Raw genomic sequence first — 25,305 nt, 5'->3', positions numbered from 1 at the left:
TTTTTTATTCTCCCTGCTCTTGAAAACTTTTAATTTATAAAATCTCTCTTAACATAAATTTCCTACTTCAAAGTAGCCACCGTACACCCAATTCCACCTTCATTTTGATTGGCATCTTTAAATTCTGTTACATATTTTGAAGTTCTTAGGTATTCGTGGATTTTTTTTCTTAGTACCATTGTTCCTTTTCCGTGAATTATGTAGATTTCGTGGTAGCCTGTTAGCATTGCTCTGTCCATGTATGTTTCTAGTTCTGCGATTGCTTCGTCGGCATTCATTCCACGTAAGTCGATTTCTCCTCGAACTTGGGAAGTTCGTTTTAGTGAGGCAAAGTTTTTAAATTTGTTTGTTTTTTTCTTTTGGATTTTTACAATATCGTCAGTTGATACAACTAGCTTTAATATTCCAGTTTGCACTTGAATACGGTTGTTTGGCATTATTTTCAAAATCTTTCCGTTTTGATTCATTGTTTTTACAAGCACTTCTTCCCCAACGGAAAAATCTACATTTTGAGTAACAACTTTCTTTTCCTTTACATTTTTCTTTTTATCCGTAATAAATGATTCACGTAGCATATTCAAGCTTCTTTGAGCATTTTTCGCATCTTCTTTTTTAGATTCTTCGCTATTTATTTTATCAATTAAATTTTTGGCTTTTGCCTGCATGTTTTTCAAGTAATTGTCGGCTTCCTGATAGGCACGTTTTATAATTTCATTTTTTTCATTTTCAAGTTTTATCATATTTTGCTCATAAATGCTCTTTTGCTTGTCAAGTTCAGTTCTTGTTGCTTCTAATTTTGCCTGCATTGTTTCCAGCTCGTCATTTTTTTCCTTTATTGATTTTAGCATTTCTTCAACACGCTGATTATCTTCACTTATGTAGCTTTTTGCATTTTCAATCACTTCTTCACTAATTCCGTATTTTCTTGCAATTATAAGAGCGTTACTTTCTCCCGGTATTCCTTCCAGCAGTTTGTACGTTGGAGATAATGTTTCCACGTCAAATTCCATTGAGGCACTTTTAATTCCTGTTGTATTAAAGGCATAGGCTTTTACTTCGCTGTAATGGGTTGTAATTATTGAAGTTACGTGTTTTTTATTCAAGTAATCAATGATTGCCATTGCAAAAGCAGCTCCTTCCATTGGATCAGTTCCACTTCCTAATTCGTCCATTAATACAAGCGATTTACTGTTTGCATTTTCAATTATATCTTTTATTTTGCTAACATGCCCTGAAAATGAGGATAAGTTTTGCTCAAGACTTTGTTCGTCCCCAATGTCAGCCAGTACATTGTGAAAATATCCAATTTCAGTTTTTTCATTTGCAGGAATCGGGATACCAGATAAAGCCATAATTGTAAGAAGACCAGCCACTTTCAATGTTACTGTCTTCCCTCCAGTATTAGGTCCTGTAATAAGCATTATATTTTCAGGATTCCCAAGTTCAAAATTAATCGGCACAACTGTATTTTCATCAATTAGTGGATGTCTCGCTTCAACCAGTTTCAAATATTCTTTATTAATAATTTTTGGAACAATACATTTTTTATTAACTGAATAAGTCGTTTTCGCATCAATAAAGTCCAGTCTTTCCAAAATTTCCTTAATTTCCAGAATTTCTTCCTTTTTCGTTTTTACAAGTTCTGTAATTCTAAGCAGTATTTTTCTAATTTCCTCACGCTCACGAGCCTCGTATTCACGTAATTTATTATTTAATGAAACAATATTTAAAGGCTCGATGTAAACTGTGCTTCCTGTTGCAGACCTATCATGTTCTATTCCTTTAATAAGCCCTTTAAAATCTGTCTTTACAGCAATTACGTATCTATCATTTCTTTGAGTTATTATTCTTTCCTGAATAGCATTTTGTGTACTTTTATTGGAAATCAGCTCGTCAAATTTCTCTTTTATATTTGCATTAATATTCTGTTTCTGCCTTCTCACATCACGAAGTCCAATCGAAGCCTCATCCTTCAATACTCCTTCATCATTAATTGCTTCTGAAATAAAGTTCTCAATATCCTTAACTTCCTCAACATCACTAAACAGATTCCAAATCGTTCTATATTTATCCCTAACATTTTTAGCTCTGCTTTTAGAAATTCTAAAAATCGTCAAATTCTTCTTCAGAACTGCCAAATCCTCAGCACTCAAATAAGACCCAATAATATCAATGGAATTCATCATCTTAGTAATATCCGCAAGCCCTGCAAGTTCCAATCCATCATCATACTTATAAAAGTCAATCATCTCCATCATAAGCATAAGTTCCTTATCCAAAGCTGACTTTTCCTTTATAATATCAATATCCAGAAACTTTTCTTTCGTCTTTTCCAATCTTGATAAATCAATAAGTTCGTTAATTATTTTATAAAATTCTAATACATCATAATTTTTTTCCATTTTCTTCCTCTCAACATTCTTTCTAATTTCAAATATCTGTCTAATTTTAAGATTATTTTTATTAATAAATATTTTCTATTTTACTCATTTTTTATTTTAACGCAAGGGCATCAGACGCCATGCCCTTGCATCCCCGCTTCCCGAATTTCAATTTTACAGAAAAAGACAAAACTCGCTTTTAATAAAAGTTATTTTCACTCCATAAAGTTATTATCAATTCAAATGTAGTAGAAAAGCTCAAACAAGTTGTCTTTTACTGAAAAATTAAAATCTCGGAAATTTATAACAATTTTTTTAATTTTTCCACATTTATTTTAATCAAATTAATTATTATAATTAAACTAAAAACGTCGTGATTTTTTTGAAATGAAATTGACTGTCTGAGCTTTTTCAAAATTTTTAGATTATAATTGGTTTAAGGAATTATAATAACCTTTGTTAAAAAGCGAGTTTCAATTTCGTAGTAATCCAGGTTTATTCAAATAATAAATGTTTAGACTACTTTCCCAAATAAAATTTGGGAATATTTCAAAAAAATACTTAGACAATCCGGGGATGCAAGGGGGATGGCGATTGTTCCCCCTTGCTTTGTCTTATTTTGTTAAAATTATATCACATTTTGTAATAATTTGAAATCGCTATTTAATCTAAGGCTTTTTTATGGTATAATTTAACAGATAAAATATTTAAAAAATTGTAGAATAAATGATAAATATATAAATGTTAAAAAAGAAAGAGAGTGTGAAATAAATGGATTTAAAAAATTTACCGATAACTCCTTTACCGTCAGTAAAACTTGATAAGCATCAGGAGGATTTGCTCATTCATAACGAGCTTTTTGCAACTCTTCTAGGTGAAACGATTTTTAGATATGCGGGTTTACATATTTATGAGGTTACTGAAAAATTGAAAGAAGCTTCTAGTAAATATTATAAAACACAAAAACAGGAGGCTAGAAAAAATTTATCGTCTTTTTGTTCGGAACTTACTGATGTGGAAATTTTACGTGTGATAAGAGGTTTTTCGATTTTTTCGGCACTTGCGAATATTGCTGAAGATGTATATCAGACTCATGAACAGCGATATGCAAAGATTTCCAACAAGCCGCAGATCGGATCTCTTGAAAAATCACTAAAAAATTTAAAGAAAAAGGGAATCAGTCAAGATAAAATATTGAAGGCTATGGAAAAGGTCTCAATTGTTCCGGTCTTAACAGCACATCCAACACAAGTTCAAAGAAAAAGTATTTTGGATTTGACAAAAAAATTAACTGATATTCTGGATAAATATGAAAATGTAAAATCTCATCAAATTGATGAAAATGAATGGCTTAATGATTTAAGCCGTGGTATTCAAATTTGGTGGCAAACTGCAATGTTGAGAGCTAGCAAATTACGTGTAACAGATGAAATAAGTAATGCTCTAAGTTATTACAACATTACATTTTTTAATGAAATTCCAAGACTTATGAATAAATTTCAGGAAATTTCAAAAACATTAGGAAATTCTGAAGTAAAATCCCAAGCTCTGCTTCCACTTACTATGGGAATGTGGATTGGTGGAGATAGAGACGGAAATCCTTATGTTACAGTAAATACACTGGAGCAGTCGGCGCAAGAGCAGGCTATAAAATTATTCCAGCATTATCTGGATGTAGTTCGAGAAATTTATAGAGATTTATCAATGTCTATTTCAATGACAAATGTAACTGAGGAACTGCAAAAACTGGCTGATGCTTCTGGAGAAGTTTCGCCACATCGTACACACGAGCCATATCGTCGTGCATTGACAACAATAACAGATAGACTGCTTGCAACAGCCTACAAATTGTGTGATTACAACCGTGACTTATTACCGCCAAAAAGAAAAAATGGAATTGACCTTCCCTACAAGTCAGCTAATGAATTTACAAACGATTTGATAATCGTGGCAGAATCTCTTAAAAAGAACAACAGTGAATTTTTAACACAAGGAAAATTAAACAATCTAATCAGTGCCACAAAAATATTTGGATTCCACCTTGCGACAATTGATTTAAGGCAGGATTCCAGCGTTCACGAAGTATGTGTTGCAGAACTTCTGAAAAATGCAAACATTCTAGGAGATTACTTGAGCCTGTCAGAAGACGCAAGATGTGAGATTTTACTGCGGGAATTGGAACATGACCCTAGAATTTTAAGCGATCCGACAATTCCACAAAGCGAAACACTAGCCTCAGAACTTGCAATTTACAGAAAGGCGAAATCTTTGAGAGAACGTTTTGGAAGTAAAATTATTGAAAAAAATCTGATTTCTCATGCAACAAGCGTTTCAGATATGCTAGAGATAGCTATTTTACTAAAAGAAGCCAATCTTGCAAAAGGAAATGAAGGAAATGAATTTTGTGATTTACAGATTGTTCCGCTTTTTGAAACAGTGGAAGATTTAATTGCGGCTCCTGATATTTTGAGAAAATGGTTTAATTTGCCATTAGTAAAAAAATGGATGGATAAAAAAGGACGAAAACAGGAAGTTATGCTAGGATATTCAGACAGTAATAAAGATGGTGGATACCTAAGTTCAAGCTGGTCTTTATACAAGGCGCAAAAAGAGCTGACTGCAATCGGACGGGAATTTGATGTTGAAATCTCATTCTTTCATGGACGTGGAGGAACAGTAGGACGTGGCGGCGGCCCAAGTTATGAAGCTATTTTAGCACAGCCTGAAGGAAGTACAGACGGAACAATCAGACTTACAGAACAGGGAGAAGTAATCGGTGCAAAATACGGAAATCCTGATTTAGGATTAAAAAATCTGGAAGCATTGATTTCAGCAGCTCTTGAATCAAGTGCATTGACAGAAGAAGATGCAGACTGGGAAGAATATGAAAAAATAATAGAAAATGTTTCAGACTTAAGTTATTATGCCTACCGTGACTTAGTTTACAATACAGACGGATTTTCAGACTTTTTCTTTGAAGTTACGCCAATAAACTTTATTGCAGGGTTAAATATTGGTTCAAGACCGTCTTCACGTAAAAAAACACAATCACTAGACAGCCTAAGAGCAATCCCATGGGTATTCTCATGGTCGCAAGCAAGAATAATGCTTCCGGGATGGTACGGTGTAGGAACAGCGTTTACAAAGTGGATTGGCAATGATGATAAAAAATTGGAAATTTTACAGAAAATGTATAAGGAATGGCCATTCTTCCGTTCAACAATTTCAAATGTTGACATGGTTCTATCAAAAACAGATTTATCAATTTTCGCAGAATATGTAAAATTAGCAAGTGATCAGGAAACAGCACAAAAAATCTTTAAAGAAATAGAAAAAGAGTGGGGTTTAACAATTGATATCTTGAAAAAAATTACAGGAAATGATGTTTTACTGGCAGATAATCCAGAGTTAGTGAGCAGTCTACGAAATCGTCTGCCATATTTTGACTCGATGAATTATTTACAGATTGAATTAATAAAACGTTCAAGAGCTGGAGACGATTCAGAAGAACTGAGAAAAGCCATTCACATTTCAATAAATGGACTTGCAACAGGACTTCGTAATAGTGGATAATATAAATAAAAGGAATATTTCTAATTAAAATTAGGACTGTTCCTTTTTTTTGCAAAAATTTTTTTCCATTCATTTTATATTCATAAAACTGTTTTATAATGTATTCAAGATAAGAGAGAAAAGTAAAAAATAAGTGAATATTAAAGGAGAAAGAAAGATGAAAAAGAAAATTTTAAGTATTACATTATTAGGAATCCTGGTATTAGGAGTATCAGTAGCTGTAAACGCAAAGAGCAGAAATAAATACAACAGAAATGTTTCTTCAAATAACTACATTGGAGTAAACAGGGCGATGAACATTGCATTGAAAAAAGTGCCAGGAGCAAGCAATTCTCACGTGAAAAAAATCAATTTAGACAGAGAAAATGGAAGAATGGTTTATGAAGGGGAAATTTATTATAACGGACAGGAATATGAATTTGATATTGATGCTGTAACTGGTGATATTGTAAAATGGAAAGTAGATGAAATTTCAAATAATTCTGGCTACATTAATAACAATGTGAACAATTCGCAAGCTATAACAATGGAAAAAGCAAAATCAATTGCACTTGCACAAGTGCCAGGAGCGAATCAAAGCCATTTTGGAAAAATAGAATTAGATCATGATCATGGAAGAGCAGTTTATGAAATTGAAATTTTTTACAATAATTCAAAATACGAGTTTGATATAGACGCTTCAACAGGAGAAATTATTGGAACTGAAGTAAAGCATTATAATAAAAATTATTAAAATACAATATAAATAAAAAATCTTGCAAAAATTTTTAAATCAAAAAACAAAATTAAATGAAAAAGAAGGAGAAAAATTATGAAAAAGAAAATTTTAAGTATCGCATTATTAGGAATCATGGTATTAGGAGTATCAGTGACTGCAAACGCAAAAAGCAAACATAAATATAACAGAAACGTTTCTTCAAACAGTTACATTGGAGTAAACAGGGCAATGAACATTGCATTGAAAAAAGTGCCAGGAGCAAACAGTTCTCACGTAAAAGAAATCCATTTGGATAGAGAAAATGGAAGAATGGTCTATGAAGGAGAAATCTACCACAATGGATGGGAATACGAATTTGATATTGACGCAGTAACTGGAGCCATTGTAAAATGGAAAGCAGAAAGAGATTAATAAAATAAATTAAAAAATATTCTTGCAGAGGGTTGATTGAAAATTTACTGTTTTCAGTTTGCTCTCTTTTTATTTTTTGGAATTTGTGATATATTATAGTAAAATTGCTATAGTTTTTATAGTAAAACTGCTTTAAAACCAAACTCAAAAGTTATGACTATTTTACTCAAACCCTAAATTTATATAATTTTTAGTAGTTTAATTTTAAATAGGTTTGAGTATATATTAGAATAATAGAAACTTAGGATTTTAGCATTTGCTAAAAATAATACAGGAGAGAATTAAATATGAAAATTTTGCTGGCAGAAGATGAAGTAGATTTGAATAATGTTGTAACAAGGTATCTAAAAAAAAATGGATATAGTGTAGATAGCGTGCTAGATGGGGAAGAAGCGCTTGACTATCTGGAATATAGTGAATACGATTTAGTAATTCTGGATATTATGATGCCAAAAGTAGATGGATTTGAAGTTATAAAAAAACTTAGGGATAAGGGAAATCACACTTCGGTTCTTATGCTTACTGCAAGGGATAGTGCAGATGATAAGGTAAAAGGGCTTGACTTGGGGGCTGATGACTATATTGTAAAACCATTTGACTTTAATGAACTTATGGCAAGAATTAGGGCAGTTGTGAGAAGAAAATATGGAAATAGTTCAAATAAGCTTGTGATAGGAGATTTGATTTTGGATACTTCAGAAAAATCAGTAACAAGAGCTGGAAAGCAGATAGAATTAACAGGAAAGGAATATGAAGTTCTAGAATACCTTATGCAAAGCAAAAATCGGATTTTAAGCAGAGAACAGATTAAGGAGCATGTGTGGGACTTTGATTATGAAGGAGATTCTAATATAATTGACGTTTTGATAAAAAATATTAGGAAAAAAATAGACATAGAAGATGGAAAACAGATAATTTATACAAAAAGAGGACTTGGATATGTTATAAAAGAGGATTAGTTCAAATAAATTAATTATTAGGAATTTTTGGAAGAGAAAGGAATAATTGAGTTTTGAAAAATAAATTAAATAAAATTTGGGGGGACTTTCCAATTACTGTGAAGGTAACTCTTTGGTATACTGTTTTTGTAGTAATCTTAATTTCGATTATGCTAACAGTATCATTTACCGTTGCAAATAAGATGACAGGAGACTTGAACCATCGAGAATTGATGGAGGCTGTGATTGAAATGACTGTTGAAATGATTTCAGATCCTAATGAGTTTGATGAATTTGATGACGGGATTTACTTTGTTAAGTACAATAGCGAAGGAATAGAAATGGGCGGAATGTCGCCACGAGGATTTGATTTGACATTAAAATATAAAGAAAACACTGTTAGAACTTATGAAAAAAATGGAGAAAAATATTATTATTTCGATAAAAAAATAGATAATTCTGAAGGAGAATGGGTTAGAGGAATTGTTCCAGTAAATCAGCTGTCTGATGAAGTAAGCAAACTGCTTATTATAATTTTAATTTTAAGTCCACTATTATTGCTAATAATAGTTTATGGTGGATACAGAATTGTAAAAAAAGCTCTAAATCCTGTAGCCAAAATATCAGATACAGCTTCAGAAATTCAAAAAAACGGTGATTTTTCCAAAAGAATCAAAATTGATGAAGGAAAAGATGAAATACACAGGATGGCAGATACCTTTAATCAAATGCTAAATTCGCTTGAAAATTCCTATATACGTGAAAAACAGTTCAGTTCAGATGTTTCGCACGAACTTCGGACACCTGTGAGCGTTATACTTACAGAAAGCCAGTATTCGCTGGAATATGCAGACACTGTGGAAGAAGCAAAGGACTCCTTTTCTGTGATTCAGCGTCAGGCAAAAAGAATGTCAGAACTGATAAATCAAATAATGGAACTTTCCAAAATAGAAAAGCAGACTGTTATTGAATTCCAAAAAATAAATTTTTCAGAAACAATGAAAAAAATATTAGAAGATTATAAAAATCTTTTAAACGAGAAAAATATAAAAGTTTCAAAAAATATTGAACAAAATATATTTATAAACGCAGATAAAGTAATGATTGAAAGATTGCTTGACAATTTACTTAATAATGCAATGAAATTTACAAAGGATGAAATAAGTGTAAAGCTGTATTCAGAAAATGAAAACTGCATTATGGAGATTGAAGATAATGGAATTGGAATACCTGATGAAGATAAAAAACTTATTTGGGATAGATTTTACCAAGTAAATGACTCACGAAACAAAAAAGTGAATAAAGGTTTTGGATTAGGACTTTCATTAGTTGCAAAAATTATTGAGCAGCATAATGCAAGTATTGATGTTGAAAGTGAATTGAACAAAGGAACAAAATTTGTTGCAAAATTTATTAACTTTGAATGACTATAAATAATATTTTATAAAATATCAAAGAGTCTAATACCTCTTTTACAACAATTATGAAATAATACGTACAATGAATTATTCAATACAGTTGAATCAAGGCCATTTTTCAAAAGAATGGCTTACTCTACAGCTATAAGCCATTGAGTCTCTTATTCAACCTAAAGACGATACTTGACCTTTGTTTAAGCTAGTGCTATATTTCACTCATTACTACCTCTTAAAGAAATTGTCCATATTACTCACTACCTTTAAAAGTGTCTTCATATTTTCCTTTACACTTAACTTGTCCATTGCTGTACCATGTTTCCCCGTTCTACTGTATATTTTTTATTGTTGCGCTATTCAAGCCTACTGTACTCATGTATAGTGAAACCTATTTAAAACTAGGCTATTTTATCAAACACAACAGAAATAACTGCTTTCTCAAGCATATTAAAATTACGACCTATGTTCTTCTTGAGGACGCTGGCTCATACTTTTTCTATTGGATTTAAATTCGGTGAATATAACGGAAAGAATAATGGCAATGCCCCGTTTTCTTAAATTACCTTTTCTAATATTCTTTTTCTAAAAAATCTGGTATTATCCATCACTATTAGCACTCTTTTCTTTCATTTTTTAATATCCCTTAAAAATATTTCTCTGAACCATTCTTCAAAAAATTTACTTTCCACTTTTTCTCCTGTCTATCATACTCCCTATTAATTTCCATCAACCTTATTCTTGAATATCTTAATCCGTTTTTCTTTGATAAATACTCTTCTTTTATTCCAGCCATATTCACGGCAGTAATATTCGTTAAAGTCGTTTCATCAATATAGCTTATTTCTCTACTTAAATCTGCTTCTGATAACTTTTAAATATTCGTTTACTTTCGTATCGTCCTATTCACTGTATTTTGTCTTTTTTTCTTGTGTATCCTAATTTTTTCGGTGCTACCCTCACCGTCTCTTTTACACAGTAAAAATCCTTTACTATTTCACGGATATATTATCTTTATTTTTTAGATTTTTCATATATTGATCGAGTTTTTCAGGATTAAGCATTTTAAATTTTCTTTTCCATTTTCGAAACAAAAATTTAAAATTATTTTTTGATATATAGAAATAGTTTAAAATATACGTTTGTTGTAGTTATAAATAAAATATAGCGATATAAAAGTAAACAGCCATAAATCAAACTGAATTCCTTTTTGAACAAAAAAATGGCGTCCCCGGTTGGACTTGAACCAACGACCCTCTGATTAACAGTCAGATGCTCTAACCAGCTGAGCTACGGAGACGCAAAGAAAAAAAGTTTGGCAACTTCCTATTTTCCCGGGACGAATCCAAGTATCGTAGGCGCAGGCAGACTTAACTGCCGGGTTCGAAATGTGACCGGGTGTATCCCTGCCGCTATGATCACCAAACTATGTAAGATTAAATTGTATGAACTAAGACAATGAGAAATAAATAGTAGAAGTAAAAGACTACCTAAAAAGCATATGTAATATTAGTACCAGTCAGCTAAACGCATTACTACGCTTACACCTCTGGCCTATCGACCATGTGTTCTCCATGGATACTGCGAGTACTCATCTCAAAGCCGGCTTCCCGCTTAGATGCTTTCAGCGGTTATCCGTTCCAGACGTGACTACTCAGCCGTGCCACTGGCGTGACAACTGATACATCAGAGGTCTGTCCAACCCGGTCCTCTCGTACTAAGGTCAGATCTTTTCAGTACTCAAGCGCCTGCAGTGGATAGGGACCGAACTGTCTCACGACGTTCTGAACCCAGCTCGCGTGCCTCTTTAATGGGCGAACAGCCCAACCCTTGGGACCTTCTCCAGCCCCAGGATGAGACGAGCCGACATCGAGGTGCCAAACACTTCCGTCGATATGGACTCTTGGGAAGTATCAGCCTGTTATCCCCGGGGTAGCTTTTATCCGTTGAGCGACGGTCCTTCCATTCGGAACCGCCGGATCACTAACTCCCACTTTCGTGCCTGCTCGACCCGTCAGTCTTGCAGTCAAGCTCCCTTATGCGTTTACACTCTTAGGCTGATTTCCATCCAGCCTGAGGGAACCTTTGAACGCCTCCGTTACTCTTTGGGAGGCGACCGCCCCAGTCAAACTGCCCATCTAGCACTGTCTCCGTTTCCAGATTAGAATTCCGACGGCATATGGTTGGTATTCCAACAGCGACTCTGCCAAGACTGACGCCTTGGCTTCATAGTCTCCCAACTATCCTATACACATGCAGCCAGAACCCAATGCCAAACTACAGTAAAGCTCCACGGGGTCTTTCCGTCCTACTGCAGGTAGCCGGTATCTTCACCGGCATTACAACTTCACCAGGTCTCCAGCCAAGACAGCTCCCAAATCATTTCACCATTCGTGCAGGTCGGAACTTACCCGACAAGGAATTTCGCTACCTTAGGACCGTTATAGTTACGGCCGCCGTTCACCGGGGCTTCAATTTGAGTCTCTCAACCCTCCTCTTAACCTTCCGGCACTGGGCAGGTGTCAGCCCATATACGTCGCCTTTCAGCTTAGCATAGACCTGTGTTTTTGGTAAACAGTTGCTTGGGACTCTTCACTGCGGCCTGTTTCCCCTCAGGGTGTTTCTCCCATCAGGTATATCAGGCACCCCTTCTCCCAAAGTTACGGGGCCATTTTGCAGAGTTCCTTAGCTAGAGTTATCCTGTCGGCCTTAAGTTTCTCACTCTGTCCACCTGTGTCGGTTTACAGTACGGGCGCTGCTTCTCATCGATAGAAGTTTTTCTCGGCAGTGTAGGATCTGCAGCTTATGCAGATGCACTTACCCATCAGGTCTCACATTTAGGCATGCGGATTTTCCTGCATGCCCATGCTACGCCCTTAGAAAGGCTATTCCGTCAGCCTTCCCGCATACCTTCCTGCGTCACTCCGTCTCTCAGGCGATAACAGCGGTACAGGAATATTAACCTGTTTTCCATTCGCCATCACATTTTTGCTTATGCTTAGGTCCCGACTCCCCCAGGGCGGACAAACCTTCCCCTGGAAACCTTGGACTTCCGGCCGGCGGGATTCTCGCCCGCCTTCTCGCTACTCATTCCTGCATTCTCACTTCTGATACCTCCAAGACTGCCTTACGGCGTCTCTTCAACGGCCTACAGAACGCTCTCCTACCAGGCGTAAAAACGCCTCCGCAGCTTCGGTTTATGTCTTAGCCCCGTTACATCTTCGGCGCAGATACTCTCGACCAGTGAGCTGTTACGCACTCTTTCAAGGCATGGCTGCTTCTAAGCCAACCTCCTGGTTGTCTGTGAATATCCACCTCCTTTCCCACTTAGACATAATTAGGGACCTTAGCTGGCGGTCTGGGCTGTTCCCCTCTCGTCCGAGGACCTTGTCATCCACGGACTCACTCCTGACTATTAATATGCGGTATTCGCAGTTTGCTTGATTTCGGTAAGCAATACGCCCCCTAGACCATACAGAGCTCTACCCCCGCATATCTTAATATCAAGGCTGCACCTAAATGCATTTCGGAGAGAACGAGCTATCTCCTAGTTCGATTGGCTTTTCACCCCTAGACCTATCTCATCTCCCAACTTTTCAACGGCGGTGAGTTCGGCCCTCCACTGAGTCTTACCTCAGCTTCAGCCTGGACAGGCCTAGATCACTAGGTTTCGCGTCTATGACTAGCGACTTAATGCCCTATTAAGACTCGGTTTCCCTTCGGCTCCACTTTATTAACCTTGCCACTAATCATAACTCGCAGGATGATTAACCAAAATCCACGCAGTCACACATAAAGTGCTCCTACCGTTTGTAAGCACACGGTTTCAAATTCTATTTCACTCCCTTGCTCAGGGTTCTTTTCACCTTTCCCTCACGGTACTCTTCACTATCGGTCAACAGTAGTATTTAGCCTTGCGTGATATGGTCCACGCTGATTCACGCCAGATTCCTCGTGCCTGACGCTACTCGGGTGCTTCCAGTCACAGCATATGTTTTATGTTCTACAGGACTATCACCTTCTTTGGTCCAGCTTCCCAGCTGGTTCCACTTACACACATGCAGCTTAAACATTATGACAATCCGTTAATGGAAGTCCCTCAACCCCGTGCCAGCAACGCTGTCCGCTTGGCACTGACACGGTTTAGGCTCCTCCCTGTTCGCTCGCCGCTACTTAGGGAATCGTTTTTACTTTCTTTTCCTCCCGCTACTTAGATGTTTCAGTTCGCGGACTTACCGTTTTCACACATATCCTTCAGATATGTAGGTTTACCCATTCGGAAATCCAGGGATCAATAATTATGTGCATCTCCTCCTGGCTTATCGCAGCTTATCACGTCCTTCATCGGCTACTGTTGCCTAGGCATCCTCCGTGTGCCCTTATTAGCTTTTTCTCCAGAATAACTTTTACTCTAGTTTTATTGTAATCTTTTACCTACTATTCATTTCTCATTGTCCTATATAAGAGTTGGTGGAGATAAGCGGGTTCGAACCGCTGACCTCTGCCTTGCAAGGGCAGCGCTCTCCCAACTGAGCTATATCCCCAAGACATAATATGGTGGGCATGGCTGGACTCGAACCAGCGACCCCTGCGTTATCAGCACAGTGCTCTAACCACCTGAGCTACACGCCCATAAGATATAAGAAGAAGCTGTGTTTATTTCTCCTTAGAAAGGAGGTGATCCATCCGCACCTTCCGGTACGGATACCTTGTTACGACTTCACCCCAATCACTATCCACACCTTAGATGCCTTCCTCCTTACGGTTGGACCAGCAGCTTCAGGTGCAGACAACTCTCGTGGTGTGACGGGCGGTGTGTACAAGACCCGAGAACGTATTCACCGCAGCATTGCTGATCTGCGATTACTAGCGATTCCAGCTTCATGAAGCCGAGTTGCAGGCTTCAATCCGAACTTGGACCGGCTTTCAAGATTCGCTCAGCGTTGCCGCCTGGCTGCTCTCTGTACCGGCCATTGTAGCACGTGTGTAGCCCAGATCATAAGGGGCATGATGACTTGACGTCATCCCCACCTTCCTCCTGCTCTTCGCAGGCAGTCTCGCTAGAGTCCCCAACTTAATGATGGTAACTAACGATAGGGGTTGCGCTCGTTGCGGGACTTAACCCAACATCTCACGACACGAGCTGTCGACAGCCATGCACCACCTGTCTCTGCGTTCCCAAAGGCACTGCCCGCTCTCACGGGCATTCGCAGGATGTCAAGATCTGGTAAGGTTCCTCGCGTTGCGTCGAATTAAACCACATGCTCCACCGCTTGTGCGGGTCCCCGTCAATTCCTTTGAGTTTCAGCCTTGCGGCCGTACTCCCCAGGCGGATTACTTATCGCATTTGCTTCGGCACGGACACTCTTCATGCCCACACCCAGTAATCATCGTTTACAGCTAGGACTACCAGGGTATCTAATCCTGTTTGCTCCCCTAGCTTTCGCACTTCAGCGTCAGTTGCCGTCCAGTGAACTATCTTCATCATCGGCATTCCTGCACATATCTACGAATTTCACCTCTACTCGTGCAGTTCCGTCCACCTCTCCGGTACTCTAGCCCTGTAGTTTCCGGGGCAAGCCTGCGGTTGAGCCGCAGGTTTTCACCCTAGACTTACAGGGCCGCCTAGATGCCCTTTATGCCCAATAATTCCGGATAACGCTTGCGACATACGTATTACCGCGGCTGCTGGCACGTATTTAGCCGTCGCTTCTTCTGCAGGTACCGTCACTTTCTTCTTCCCTGCTGAAAGCACTTTACAATCCGAAAACCTTCTTCGTGCACACAGAATTGCTGGATCAGGGTTGCCCCCATTGTCCAATATTCCCCACTGCTGCCTCCCGTAGGAGTAAGGGCCGTATCTCAGTCCCCTTGTGGCCGTTCACCCTCTCAGGCCGGCTACCTATCATCGCCTTGGTAGGCCATTACCCCACCAACTAGCTAATAGGACGCAAGGCTCTCCTGCAGCGTCTCCTTTCATCAGGCTTGACATGCGTCAGCCTGACAATACCAGGTCTTATCAGTCGTTTCCATCTGTTATCCCTGTCTGCAGGGTAAGTTCCTTACGCGTTACTCACCCGTCCGCCTTGGCTAGTCTGTGCAAGCACAGCTTCGCCAAAGACTTGCATGTGTTAAGCATTCTGTCAGCGTTCATCCTGAGCCAGGATCAAACTCTTCATTCAATATATCATAAATATATTTTATTTCACCTTAGTTTTGACAAGTTCATATCTTACTCTACTAAAATATATACTCTTGACTTTTATTTTATCTATTACACATTATTGCTTCTTCTATTCTTATTTTCTATTGTCCTGTGATACCTTTTTCGTATCGACAAGATATATATTACCACAATCACTCCCTTTTGTCAACTACTTTTTTTGAATTTTTTCATATTTTTATTCGTAGGTGTATTGTATAATCAAGTGCAGCACCTAAAACATATTAAAAAAACATAGTAAAAATGATATTCTAATATCTCTCACATACTTACAAAAATGAAGGCAAGTCTATCCGCTTCATAACAAAGATGCTTGGAAAAAGCCCCTCCACTATTTCAAGAAAACTCAAAAGAAACTCTATAATACAGTTGGATTCATCCTACACCTTAAAGGTATCTATATTGCTGATACTGCTCACATCCTATACAAAAAAAGACAGAAGTGTATCTACCGTAAGCAGTATGACTCTCTATTCTTTGTTGAGCTGAAACAAGAAATACTTAAAAGAGAGAAAAGAGTTCACAGCATTGATACTTTCTGCAATATCTACAAAAGAGACAATCCTGATAAAGTTGCCCCTTCAACCAAAACTGTATATAAAATGATTCACAGAGGCCAAATTGAAGGAATAAAGCCATACATGCTTCCAAGAATGATCAAGCTTAAGCCTAGAAAAAAAACTGATGGACAATGCAATACTAAAAAGAATAAAAGCATACTGGGCGCAAGAATTAAGCAGAGACCTGAACATATTAACAGCCGTGAAGAAAAAGGATACTCTGAAATTAATACCGTAAAAGGCAAGAATGGAAAAGAGAAAAAAATACCAGAAATACAAAAAATTTTGAATGAGAGATGTAGAAAAATACTGAACTATCGTTCAGCAGAAGAGTATCATTTTGATAACACTACAGCATAAAAAATTAAAGAGCAGAAAAATCTCTGCCCTTTAAAAAATACTTTAATTTTATATTATAGTAAAACCTGTTTAAAACTGAACTAATTTATTAAATAAAACAGAAGTAACTGCTTCTTCTAGTGTATTAAAATTATGGGCTATGCCTTTTAATTTTTTCTTCATATTAGCCCATAATTTTTCTATTGGAGTTAAATCCGGCGAATACGGCGGAAGAAATAATAGACAATGTCCCGTCCCTTTATTATCTTTTCTAATATATTCCTTCTATGAAATCTGGCATTATCCATCACTATTAGAACTCTCTTCCCTAATTTTTCAATATCTCTTAAAAGTATTTCCCTGAACCATTCTTAAAAAAATTCACTTTCCATTGTTTCCCTGTATACCATACTTCCTATCAGTGCATTCCCTATTTTTCCAGCAACCAGGTTTATTCTTGAATATCTTAATCCTCTTTTCTTCCCTTCAACATATATTCCCCTTTTACTCCAGCCGTATTCACGGTAGTAATATTCGTCAAAGTCTATTTCATCAATATAGATTATTTCTCTGCCTGAACCTGCTTCTGATAATTTTTTTAAATAGACCTGTTCGATAACCTATAGTTCAAAATTATAAATTGCACAAATTAACGAAAATCTCAGGGCAAATTTTCTTCTCTTGTTTCTATAACGTGTAGACACTATCCTGAATTTCTTGATATGACTGTTCACATGCTCTATGTAAATAATTGAATTGTATTTCTTGTCCTCTTTAGTTAATTTATGCTTTTTTGTCGATTTTTTAGGTACCAAGCTGTTGCCGTGTATCTTATCTATGCCTATGTATAAAAGTACATCTTTTGAAAAATACACACGACTTCTACAGAATAGCCTGAAGTCATGAACGCTCCCATGTGAAAACGAGACGTTGAGTATCCTTAAATCCTTTTCGTCTGCTATTATCTGAGCCTTTATCGTGTGCTTTTTCTTTTTTTCCGAGTAATATTTTCGCTGTTTTTTTTAGGACGCTCAATTTCACATTCCGTAGCATCAACCATTACGGCTTCTATCTCAGTGTCCCTGACAAGTTCCCTTTTTTTGGGCAAAGAAAATTCCTCACTTTTTATCAAGATGTTTTCAACCCATTTAACGCACTCATAGATAGTACTTTTTGCAACACCATATTCAAAGGCAATATTTTCCATAGTTCTATAGTCACGATAGTATGAAAGCATAATTACAAGTCTGTCAAGAACAGAAAGTTTTGGCGGATGTCCGCCTCTTAAATGTTCAATTCTGTATGCCTCGTTCAAAAGTTTCAGCATTTTATCAAAGGTATTTTTTTAATACCAAAAAGTTTTTGATAGTTTTCTTCTTTAAGTTTTTTTATTCTTTCAACATTATTTATCATTTTCATCACCAGTATTATTATACCCCGATATTGGTCTTTATACAAGTTGTCGAATAGGTCTAACACGACAAACGCATGAATATTTTAAACTATTTCTTTACATCATATCCATTTTTTTAACAACAGCATTTCTATATATCAAAAAATAATTTTAAGTATCTTCTTATATTATCTCTTTATCCTTCTGCTAAATTTCTTTCTGAACGGCAGTTCTTCCAGTATTGAGATTGCTAATTTCCTTAGAATATTTAAGTTCCTTGCCGCATTTTTGTTTAATGTTTTATTTGCATCTTCTCTGAATGTCACATCCAGTATCCAATGATAACTTTCTATTGCCCAATGTCCTCTTCTCTTACAAATTCTTCCACTCCCCCTGCTATATTCGTTATGTAATACCTTTTCTGTTCCTGCTTTTTTCCATTTTCTTCTGTTGTTAAAATTGATGCACCTATCCCTTTTACTTCCTTCCATTCCTTATTTCTTTTAATAAGCCATTCTGTTTCTTCTGTATAGTAATATTCCCTAGTTTCCAGTTGACCCCTTTGCTTTTCTGTTTTCCTGCTGTACATTCCTTTACTGAGATTTTATCAAGCAGACGTAATATCACTTCTATCTCATTCCCTTTTCCTTCAAGCGCCACTTGTGAATAGCAGATTCCATCTTCTTTGGAATACGCAGATACTATGTTTAACGGGCTGTTGTTTTTATTCTTCATTCCGTTTAAAAATTTCCCATCAATATTCAATATTTTCCTTATTTTTTTATCTTCCCCGGAAATTTTTAGCTCCATCCATTTTGTCAAAAGAACTTCTGTAACTTCAGGCTCTATTGTAGCCATGACTCTTTGAATAGTATCATGCGAAGGAACTCCGTTTGGCAGCTCCAAGTATCTTTTTAATGTTTTAAGATACAGTTTCTCAAATTCCTCAATCTCTTCCCGATATTCAACATTCGCAAGCATAGCAAAAAGAGTAATCACAACAATGTCACTTAACTTGTGTTTTATTTTTGAAGCCTGTCGCTTGTCCTCTATTTGAGTAATATATATTAATAATTCTTTTAGATTTTGGTTATTTTCCGACATTTTTACCATCTTCTTTCATAAAATATCTCAGTAATATTATACCTTTTTTTTAGATTTTTTTCATGCGTTTGTCGTGTAGGTCTAATATCTATTTACTTCTTTCTCATCCTGCTCCCTATATTTTGTCTGTTTTTTTTCTTGTGTATCCTGATTTTTTTAGTGCTACTCTCACTGTCTCCTTTCCACAGCCAAAATCTTTTACTATTTCACGGATGTATTTATCTGCATTCTCTGGATTTTTCATATATTCATCAAGTTTTTCAGAATCAAGCACCTTAAATTTTCTTTTCCGTGTTCTTGATGAAAGATCTCCTGTTTCCTTCTTAAGTTTTATCCATCCGTACAATGTGCTGGAACTTATGTTGAAATGAAATAATGTTTTTGTTTTTCCAGTTTCATAATAAAAATTTAAAATTCTTTTCCTATAATCTTTTTCATATGCCATAATGTATCATGAGTTTTTATATTTTTTTAGTTTGTCGCAATATATTATACAATCTATGAATATCTATTACGTATTTCTTAAATATTTTTTCAAATTACAAACACCTCTTTATTTTTCATTAAATACAAGATTACTAAACAAATCTGGTAGATAATACTTTTATAAAAATTTATCTTCCAAAATTCTTTTGAATTTTCTTCATATCCCTGTCAATGTCTTTTCTTTTCAATGATTCCCTCTTATCATGCATCTTTTTACCTTTTGCCAGCCCTATTTCCATTTTTACAAGCCTTTGCTTTGTATAAACTGAAATTGGAACAATAGTGTAGCCTTGTTCTTTGATTTTTTCACTCCATTTTTTTATTTCACGTCTATTCAAAAGCAATTTTCTTACACGAGATTCTGCAACATTATTAATATTCCCAAATTCATAAGGCGTAATATGCATATTCATCACAAAAACTTCATCCCGTATAATTCTTATAAAACTTTCTTTTATGCTGACTTTTCCAGCTTTTACTGATTTTACTTCCGTTCCTACAAGTTCAATACCTGCTTCCAGCTTGTCTTCTATGAAATAATCGTGAAAAGCCTTTTTATTTCTAGCTAATACTGGCATTTTCCCTCCTTCCAATATTCTTTATTCCTTTTCAGTCTCCTCGATTTTTGCTCTTTCTTCCACATAAGGTATGACCTCAATTTCCATTTTTGTATAACTTGCACTTACAACACTTACTTTCATTGTGCTTCCCATAGTGTAGGACTTATTATTTCTTTTATCTATGATTTTATAGTTTTCCTCATCATAAATAAAATTATCACGTGCTGTTGTAACATTGTAAACCACTTCTATGTGATTTTCCAGTTCCATAAATATCTTATTTTTATTCATCCCGCTAAGTCTAGCAATATAAACTTGCCCAATTTTATCTTGCATATACTCAATCAACTTGATTTTTACACTGTCTTCTTCCAGTTTATCCGCTATTCTTTCAGTTCTCGAAATACTTGAGGCAATTGCTTCAAAATTAGCTCCATATTTAGCCTTTTCTTTTTCGTTCATAAATTCTTCAATCGAACGTCCAAGCATTCTATGAACAATTAAGTCAGAATAACGACGTATCGGTGATGTAAAATGCAGATAATATTTAGAAGCAAGACCAAAATGTCCCAGATTTTTGTTGGCATATCTTGCACGCTGCATTGCCCGTAAAATCAGTTTGTGAATCAAATACCCTTCTGGCAGTCCTGTCGTTCTTTCTATTATGTTCTGGAATTTGCCAGGATGTATTTCTTCCAATCCTTTTAGGGAATATCCAAATTTTATCAGTGTTTCATTTAACGCTTGAACTTTCGCCTTGTCAGGATCTTCGTGGACTCTGTAAATTGCTGGAATTTCTTCCCAGAAAAGTTTTTCCGCCACAGTTTCATTTGCAATAACCATAAAGTCTTCAATAATTCTTTCAGCTTCCCCTCTAGAACGCAATACAATGTCCTTTACAGCCTTATTTTCATCTAAGACTACCTTTATCTCAGGTAATTCAAAATCAATGCTCCCACGTCTCTTTTTGTTGTTTCTGATGATTTTAGATAATTCCAGCATATTTTTTAGCATTTCACCAATTTTTCTATATTTATCATAAAGACCTTTGTATTCTTCAGATTCTTCATTTTTTTCCAAAATTGTATTTACATTTTCATAAGTCATTCTGTATTTCGATTTTATAACCGATTTATAAAAATCATTTCTTACAACTTTACCTTTTTTATCCAAATCCATTTGTACAGTAAAAGTCAGTTTATCCTCATTTGGATTAAGCGAACATAAATTATTTGACAATTTTCTTGACAACATAGGAATTACCCTGTCTACAAGATAAATTGAGTTTCCACGCTTCAATGCTTCTGTATCAATCTCGCTATTTTCCCGTACATAGTAAGAAACATCGGCAATGCTTACAAAAAGTTTATACCCATCTTCTGTTTTTTCCACATAAACTGCATCATCCAAATCTTTCGCATCAGAGCCGTCAATTGTAATAATATCAAGGTGCCGCAAATCTTTTCGATCTTTCAGTTCTTCTGAAATATCTTCATCAATTTTGTCTAGTTCCCTCAAGACTTCATTTGGAAATTTCTCCTCAATCCCCTCATTTAAAAGCAATGATGAAATTAGTGCCTCTGTATCCTTAGGACTTCCCAGAACGCTTACAATCTCTCCTTCAGGCTTTCTTTCCTCATCTCCCCAGAAATCTACCTTTACAGCCACCAAATCTCCAGTTTTTGCACCTTTTATCAATTTTTTCGGAATATAAATATCTTTTGGAGAATTTCTTGGACGCACAAATCCAAAACTTAAATTATGCTCAAAAACGCCGACAATAACATCCCGATTTCTTTTAACAACTTTGTAAACTTCCCCTTCACGTTTCTTTCCATCTGAACTTTCCTTCAAAATACGTACTAGAACAGTATCTCCATTCATAGCTGTATTCAAATAAGCTCCAGGAATAAAGACGCTAGCCTCTCCATTAATATCAAGAAATCCGAAATTTCCGTTAGAAATAGAAATTTCCCCTTTCACAAACCCTTCCTTCTCAGGCAAGGTATATCTTCCATTCCTTTTCAAATAAATATCGCCACTTTCTTCCCATGCATTTAAAAGTTGCTTATACATTTTCCGTTTTTTCTGGCTCCATTCCAGCAACTGCAATATTTCCTGAAAAGTAAACTCATACTCTGCTAGTACTTGTCGCAAATATTTTAATTCACGCTCTTCTTTGAGTTCCATTTTCCGAGTTTTTTCATTTTCTTTTTTTATATTGTAATTTTTTCCACTAAATTTTTTTCCTTTATGAAAATTTTTATCGTTATTTTCAATATTTTTATGTTTTTCTTTCTTTTGTTTATTTCCCATATTTTACCTCTGTCTTATTCAATACATCAAATTATACTATTCTTCATTTAAATCAGATACTTCATAAATTTTGAACTACATTATTCTAACAAGTCAAGTATTGAAACTTCTTATAATTAATATAATTTGTATTTTTTAATGAAATTTAGTATTAGTCTAAATTATAAAATTCTAACAAAATATACCTATATATTGAGAAAATAATAAAATTTCAGATATATTTTAAATCAATTTTTATTTTTTAGATTAAATTTGATTTTTTTAATTTTAGAGTTGATTTGCTATTATTGAATTTCTAAATTTTATAATATTGGGATGAATAATTGAATCCTTCGAAAGTAAATATTTCAATTTTTCCTCAATTTCAAATTTTATTGCTTTATCTAAATCAGTTTTTGCAAGTTCTCTAGCTGTTTCTACACCTTCCCAGCTTCTCCCTTCCTCAATCGCATCTGAAAGATAAACAATCTTAGCAAGAGTACTCATATTTTCTTTACCAATCGTATGATATTTTATTCCATCCAAAATTTCTTCATCATCAATTCCAAACAAGTCATAATTTTGCCGTACAAACTCAGCTCCTGCAAATCCATGAAGCACAGCTGTAGACTTCGACATCTTATCCTCTACTTCAGGATATTTCCCCTTCGTCAAGTCAATCATAACTGACAAGTCAAAAAATTTTGCCACATCATGAAGCCAAGCTGAAGCTGCAACTTTTTCCACATCTACATTATAAATTTTTGCAAGTTCTACAGCACATTTAGCAACTCTTTCCACATGATCGTATCTTTTTTCATCCAAATATTTTTTTACATTCTTCTTAATTACTTCTATATTCATAATACCACTTCCCCTAATTTACAACAATTTTCAAATATAGTAATTCCAGCTTAAATCAAGAATAAAGATTAGCCTTCTCTACAGCCAATCCTTTACTTTTACATATTTTTACTCTAATTTTGAACATAACTATGAATCAACATCTATTGACATTATTATACTACACTAGAAAGAAAAAAACAAGAAATTAAGGATTAGAGGAATTGAGATATATTTTGAAAAGATTTAAATAAAATGTAATGAAATAAATTAATTTATAAATAAAAAACACTCTAGGAGTATAGAGTGCAATTTATTATGAAAAAATTTATTATATTATTGGTGCCCGAGGCCGGAGTCGAACCGGCACGATATAAAATCGACGGATTTTGAGTCCGTTGCGTCTACCAATTTCACCACTCGGGCATATAAATTTAATGTTACTTGATTAGTATAATATATTTTTGAATTTTTGTCAACTTATTTTTTCAATTTTTCAAATTTTTTAACAAAAAAGAGATGAAAAAATATCTCATCTCTCTTTCTATGAATCATTCTGAATAATTAAGTAACTATTTAACTTCTAAACCAACTTTTACTCCAGCTCTTAATTCATTATATTCTCTTGTATATTGTTCTCTGTTACTATTGTAGTAACGTCCATCGTTATATACACCTTTAACAGTTTCTTTATTAACAACTCTATATTTAACTTCTGGATTTATAGTTAATTTTCCTACTGGAAGGTCAATCCCTTTTTTGTATCCTAATCCAGTCCATACTGAGAAATTGTTTTGGAATCCATGTCTAGCTGTTTGTCTTTCCCATTCATTTTCAAGATTAACCAATCCGTAAACTCCTGCTAATGAAGGTGTATTGTAGTTTGCTCCAACTACATAATCTAAATATACAGTAGATTTTGCATCTTTTCCAGTTTCTTTTAATTTACCTTTAGCATCTCTTAGATGATTATTTAAGTTTACATAGTATTTAAAGTTTCCAGCGGCATTATCAAGTAATTTACCACCAGTTTCTAAATCAAAGTTTGCTCCCCATCCAGATACTTTTTCTTTTCTGAAAGCAGAACCACTCCATGCATTATCTGCAGATTTTCCTCCGGCTTGGTCAAAGTAAACTAATTGAGATTTACCTTTAAAGTTAAATCCTAATAAGTTAAGTCCAAACGATGGTCCTACATAAAATTCATTTGATGTTCCTCTATGTCCTCCATAAGCACCTTTTCCACTTGTAGATTTATATTTCCATCCTAGATCCCAAGTAGAAGTCCAATTACCTAATGTTACATCTTTGTATAATGCAATATTATTTTCCCAAGTTTGAGATTTATCATAAGTTCCTTTGTCATTAGTTCTAGTTACATAATCAAAATCATTTCTCACTCTGTCTTGGTCATTTTGAAAGTCAAATCTTAATCCTAAGTTTCCTTCATCTACTAGTTGCAAATCTCCACCAAAAGCATTTCTCCATCTGATTTTTTCTTGATTGTCTTTTCTAAATCCAGCGATTCCTAATCCATTTCCAGTATTATTTTTCTTATCTGTGTATGATCCTCTATATTCGCTAGAGAAATGAAATTCTTTTAAAGTATCTTGACTTTTATCCGCTAAAGCGAAATTAGATACTACTGCTAATGCTAATAATCCTAATAATTTTTTCATTGTTTTTCCTCCTAAAAATAATTTTAACAAATATACATCTTAACAATTCACAGCTAATTTTAGCACAATAATATGGATTTGTAAAGTTTTTTTAAAAAAAAGATGTTTTATTAAAAAGTTTTTTACAAAATATACTCTGTTTATCTGAGTAAACTGTCTTAAAACTCAGATACAAGTACTATTATTGAGCTATTTATTTCTGAATGTAAGATGTATAAGACATTTTAATATTTTTTTGTTACATAGTGTAATCCAACACTTAATAATTCCTATATTAAGTATACCTCATATTTTTAAAAAAACAATAGCACTACGAATAAATTAATAAAAATTTTTTTATTAATTTAATTAAGTGCTATTTTTATTATGTTTTGATTATAAATAACTTTA

The 25,305-nt window shown here is 34.9% G+C and carries 18 protein-coding genes, 4 tRNA genes, 3 rRNA genes and 1 pseudogene; 7 read left to right on the top strand and 19 right to left on the bottom strand.

All coding sequences use genetic code 11. The annotated features are described in order from the left end of the window. Nucleotides 1–62 precede the first annotated feature (62 nt). Entirely contained in the window at nucleotides 63–2,402 is a 2,340-nt protein-coding gene (locus AB8B23_RS01580) for an endonuclease MutS2 (protein WP_369713124.1), read from the bottom strand. A 750-nt stretch (nucleotides 2,403–3,152) separates the two neighbouring features. On the opposite strand from AB8B23_RS01580, the gene ppc reads away from it, so the two are divergent. From ppc to AB8B23_RS01555, 5 genes are all read left to right on the top strand, one after another. Next, nucleotides 3,153–5,954, top strand: a complete 2,802-nt coding sequence (ppc, locus tag AB8B23_RS01575) for a phosphoenolpyruvate carboxylase (RefSeq protein WP_369713123.1) — start codon at nucleotides 3,153–3,155, stop codon at nucleotides 5,952–5,954. 157 nt (nucleotides 5,955–6,111) lie between these two features. Beyond that, nucleotides 6,112–6,687 (top strand): PepSY domain-containing protein, encoded by a 576-nt coding sequence (locus tag AB8B23_RS01570; protein WP_369713122.1) that lies wholly within the window; start codon nucleotides 6,112–6,114, stop codon nucleotides 6,685–6,687. 78 nt (nucleotides 6,688–6,765) lie between these two features. Next, nucleotides 6,766–7,083 carry a PepSY domain-containing protein gene (locus tag AB8B23_RS01565; protein WP_006805921.1) on the top strand — a complete coding sequence of 106 codons (318 nt, stop codon included), beginning with the start codon at nucleotides 6,766–6,768 and terminating at the stop codon, nucleotides 7,081–7,083. Between the two features lie 287 nt (nucleotides 7,084–7,370). After that, nucleotides 7,371–8,042, top strand: coding sequence for a response regulator transcription factor (locus AB8B23_RS01560; protein ID WP_369713121.1), 672 nt, complete (start codon nucleotides 7,371–7,373; stop codon nucleotides 8,040–8,042). Nucleotides 8,043–8,095: 53 nt separating this feature from the next. Next, nucleotides 8,096–9,448: a HAMP domain-containing sensor histidine kinase gene (locus AB8B23_RS01555; RefSeq protein WP_369713120.1), complete on the top strand. Its 1,353-nt coding sequence runs from the start codon at nucleotides 8,096–8,098 to the stop codon at nucleotides 9,446–9,448. A 631-nt stretch (nucleotides 9,449–10,079) separates the two neighbouring features. Here AB8B23_RS01555 and AB8B23_RS01550 read toward each other — a convergent pair. From AB8B23_RS01550 to AB8B23_RS01520, 7 genes are all read right to left on the bottom strand, one after another. Beyond that, the gene (locus tag AB8B23_RS01550; RefSeq protein WP_369713119.1) at nucleotides 10,080–10,229 is read right to left on the bottom strand and encodes a hypothetical protein; all 150 of its coding nucleotides are present in this window, start codon (nucleotides 10,227–10,229) and stop codon (nucleotides 10,080–10,082) included. Between the two features lie 427 nt (nucleotides 10,230–10,656). Beyond that, nucleotides 10,657–10,733, bottom strand: a tRNA-Asn gene (locus AB8B23_RS01545). Nucleotides 10,734–10,746: 13 nt separating this feature from the next. Continuing rightward, nucleotides 10,747–10,859 (bottom strand): 5S ribosomal RNA (rrf, locus tag AB8B23_RS01540). A 63-nt stretch (nucleotides 10,860–10,922) separates the two neighbouring features. After that, a 23S ribosomal RNA gene (locus AB8B23_RS01535) occupies nucleotides 10,923–13,826 on the bottom strand. 75 nt (nucleotides 13,827–13,901) lie between these two features. Beyond that, nucleotides 13,902–13,977: transfer RNA gene (locus AB8B23_RS01530), tRNA-Ala, on the bottom strand. A gap of 11 nt (nucleotides 13,978–13,988) precedes the next feature. After that, nucleotides 13,989–14,065: transfer RNA gene (locus tag AB8B23_RS01525), tRNA-Ile, on the bottom strand. A gap of 38 nt (nucleotides 14,066–14,103) precedes the next feature. Beyond that, a 16S ribosomal RNA gene (locus AB8B23_RS01520) occupies nucleotides 14,104–15,615 on the bottom strand. Together the 16S, 23S and 5S rRNA genes with 3 tRNA genes alongside form the textbook arrangement of a ribosomal RNA operon. A gap of 320 nt (nucleotides 15,616–15,935) precedes the next feature. Between AB8B23_RS01520 and AB8B23_RS01515 the strand changes: the two are divergent. Both AB8B23_RS01515 and AB8B23_RS01510 read left to right on the top strand, forming a co-directional pair. Then, nucleotides 15,936–16,145: pseudogene (locus AB8B23_RS01515) on the top strand (helix-turn-helix domain-containing protein); the annotation flags it as partial. Nucleotides 16,146–16,258: 113 nt separating this feature from the next. Next, the gene (locus AB8B23_RS01510) at nucleotides 16,259–16,576 is read left to right on the top strand and encodes a hypothetical protein (RefSeq protein WP_369713118.1); all 318 of its coding nucleotides are present in this window, start codon (nucleotides 16,259–16,261) and stop codon (nucleotides 16,574–16,576) included. 69 nt (nucleotides 16,577–16,645) lie between these two features. Here AB8B23_RS01510 and AB8B23_RS01505 read toward each other — a convergent pair whose 3' ends face one another. The 11 genes from AB8B23_RS01505 to AB8B23_RS01455 form a co-directional block, all read right to left on the bottom strand. Then, nucleotides 16,646–16,759 carry a hypothetical protein gene (locus tag AB8B23_RS01505; protein WP_369713889.1) on the bottom strand — a complete coding sequence of 38 codons (114 nt, stop codon included), beginning with the start codon at nucleotides 16,757–16,759 and terminating at the stop codon, nucleotides 16,646–16,648. Nucleotides 16,760–17,175: 416 nt separating this feature from the next. Then, nucleotides 17,176–17,517: a hypothetical protein gene (locus tag AB8B23_RS01500; RefSeq protein ID WP_369713888.1), complete on the bottom strand. Its 342-nt coding sequence runs from the start codon at nucleotides 17,515–17,517 to the stop codon at nucleotides 17,176–17,178. An 11-nt stretch (nucleotides 17,518–17,528) separates the two neighbouring features. Then, nucleotides 17,529–17,882: a transposase family protein gene (locus AB8B23_RS01495; protein WP_369713117.1), complete on the bottom strand. Its 354-nt coding sequence runs from the start codon at nucleotides 17,880–17,882 to the stop codon at nucleotides 17,529–17,531. A 254-nt stretch (nucleotides 17,883–18,136) separates the two neighbouring features. Next, on the bottom strand, nucleotides 18,137–18,439 hold the full coding sequence (locus tag AB8B23_RS01490; protein ID WP_369713116.1) for a hypothetical protein: 303 nt from the start codon (nucleotides 18,437–18,439) through the stop codon (nucleotides 18,137–18,139). Further along, nucleotides 18,426–19,052: an ISAs1 family transposase gene (locus AB8B23_RS01485; RefSeq protein ID WP_369713115.1), complete on the bottom strand. Its 627-nt coding sequence runs from the start codon at nucleotides 19,050–19,052 to the stop codon at nucleotides 18,426–18,428. Before AB8B23_RS01485 ends, AB8B23_RS01490 begins: the two co-directional genes overlap by 14 nt. A 115-nt stretch (nucleotides 19,053–19,167) precedes the next feature. Further along, nucleotides 19,168–19,497, bottom strand: coding sequence for an IS630 transposase-related protein (locus tag AB8B23_RS01480; protein WP_369713114.1), 330 nt, complete (start codon nucleotides 19,495–19,497; stop codon nucleotides 19,168–19,170). Between the two features lie 169 nt (nucleotides 19,498–19,666). After that, a complete protein-coding gene (gene smpB, locus AB8B23_RS01475; RefSeq protein WP_039889111.1) occupies nucleotides 19,667–20,116 on the bottom strand; it encodes an SsrA-binding protein SmpB in 450 nt (149 codons plus the stop codon). Nucleotides 20,117–20,137: 21 nt separating this feature from the next. Next, entirely contained in the window at nucleotides 20,138–22,414 is a 2,277-nt protein-coding gene (rnr, locus tag AB8B23_RS01470) for a ribonuclease R (RefSeq protein ID WP_369713113.1), read from the bottom strand. Nucleotides 22,415–22,681: 267 nt separating this feature from the next. Next, nucleotides 22,682–23,257: a bis(5'-nucleosyl)-tetraphosphatase (symmetrical) YqeK gene (yqeK, locus tag AB8B23_RS01465; RefSeq protein ID WP_021743944.1), complete on the bottom strand. Its 576-nt coding sequence runs from the start codon at nucleotides 23,255–23,257 to the stop codon at nucleotides 22,682–22,684. Between the two features lie 319 nt (nucleotides 23,258–23,576). Next, nucleotides 23,577–23,662 (bottom strand) — tRNA-Leu (locus tag AB8B23_RS01460). A 146-nt stretch (nucleotides 23,663–23,808) separates the two neighbouring features. Then, nucleotides 23,809–24,915: a hypothetical protein gene (locus tag AB8B23_RS01455; protein ID WP_369713112.1), complete on the bottom strand. Its 1,107-nt coding sequence runs from the start codon at nucleotides 24,913–24,915 to the stop codon at nucleotides 23,809–23,811. Nucleotides 24,916–25,305 lie beyond the last annotated feature (390 nt).

It is taken from the genome of Leptotrichia sp. HSP-342, assembly GCF_041199995.1.
GTDB lineage: Bacteria > Fusobacteriota > Fusobacteriia > Fusobacteriales > Leptotrichiaceae > Leptotrichia > Leptotrichia mesophila.
Note: the sequence above shows the minus strand (reverse complement) of the source record. Positions and strands in the feature narration are given on the sequence as shown.

Excerpts from the sequence above, each read along its gene's own strand:
- AB8B23_RS01580 (WP_369713124.1), bottom strand. The coding sequence starts at position 2,402 with ATGGAAAAAAATTATGATGTATTAGAATTTTATAAAATAATTAACGAA.
- yqeK (WP_021743944.1), bottom strand. The coding sequence starts at position 23,257 with ATGAATATAGAAGTAATTAAGAAGAATGTAAAAAAATATTTGGATGAA.
- AB8B23_RS01510 (WP_369713118.1), top strand. The coding sequence starts at position 16,259 with ATGATTCACAGAGGCCAAATTGAAGGAATAAAGCCATACATGCTTCCA.
- rnr (WP_369713113.1), bottom strand. The coding sequence starts at position 22,414 with ATGGGAAATAAACAAAAGAAAGAAAAACATAAAAATATTGAAAATAAC.
- AB8B23_RS01485 (WP_369713115.1), bottom strand. The coding sequence starts at position 19,052 with ATGTCGGAAAATAACCAAAATCTAAAAGAATTATTAATATATATTACT.
- AB8B23_RS01490 (WP_369713116.1), bottom strand. The coding sequence starts at position 18,439 with ATGGAAGGAAGTAAAAGGGATAGGTGCATCAATTTTAACAACAGAAGA.
- AB8B23_RS01455 (WP_369713112.1), bottom strand. The coding sequence starts at position 24,915 with ATGAAAAAATTATTAGGATTATTAGCATTAGCAGTAGTATCTAATTTC.
- AB8B23_RS01550 (WP_369713119.1), bottom strand. The coding sequence starts at position 10,229 with ATGGCTGGAATAAAAGAAGAGTATTTATCAAAGAAAAACGGATTAAGA.
- ppc (WP_369713123.1), top strand. The coding sequence starts at position 3,153 with ATGGATTTAAAAAATTTACCGATAACTCCTTTACCGTCAGTAAAACTT.
- AB8B23_RS01495 (WP_369713117.1), bottom strand. The coding sequence starts at position 17,882 with ATGCTGAAACTTTTGAACGAGGCATACAGAATTGAACATTTAAGAGGC.
- AB8B23_RS01565 (WP_006805921.1), top strand. The coding sequence starts at position 6,766 with ATGAAAAAGAAAATTTTAAGTATCGCATTATTAGGAATCATGGTATTA.
- AB8B23_RS01570 (WP_369713122.1), top strand. The coding sequence starts at position 6,112 with ATGAAAAAGAAAATTTTAAGTATTACATTATTAGGAATCCTGGTATTA.
- AB8B23_RS01560 (WP_369713121.1), top strand. The coding sequence starts at position 7,371 with ATGAAAATTTTGCTGGCAGAAGATGAAGTAGATTTGAATAATGTTGTA.
- smpB (WP_039889111.1), bottom strand. The coding sequence starts at position 20,116 with ATGCCAGTATTAGCTAGAAATAAAAAGGCTTTTCACGATTATTTCATA.
- AB8B23_RS01480 (WP_369713114.1), bottom strand. The coding sequence starts at position 19,497 with ATGGCATATGAAAAAGATTATAGGAAAAGAATTTTAAATTTTTATTAT.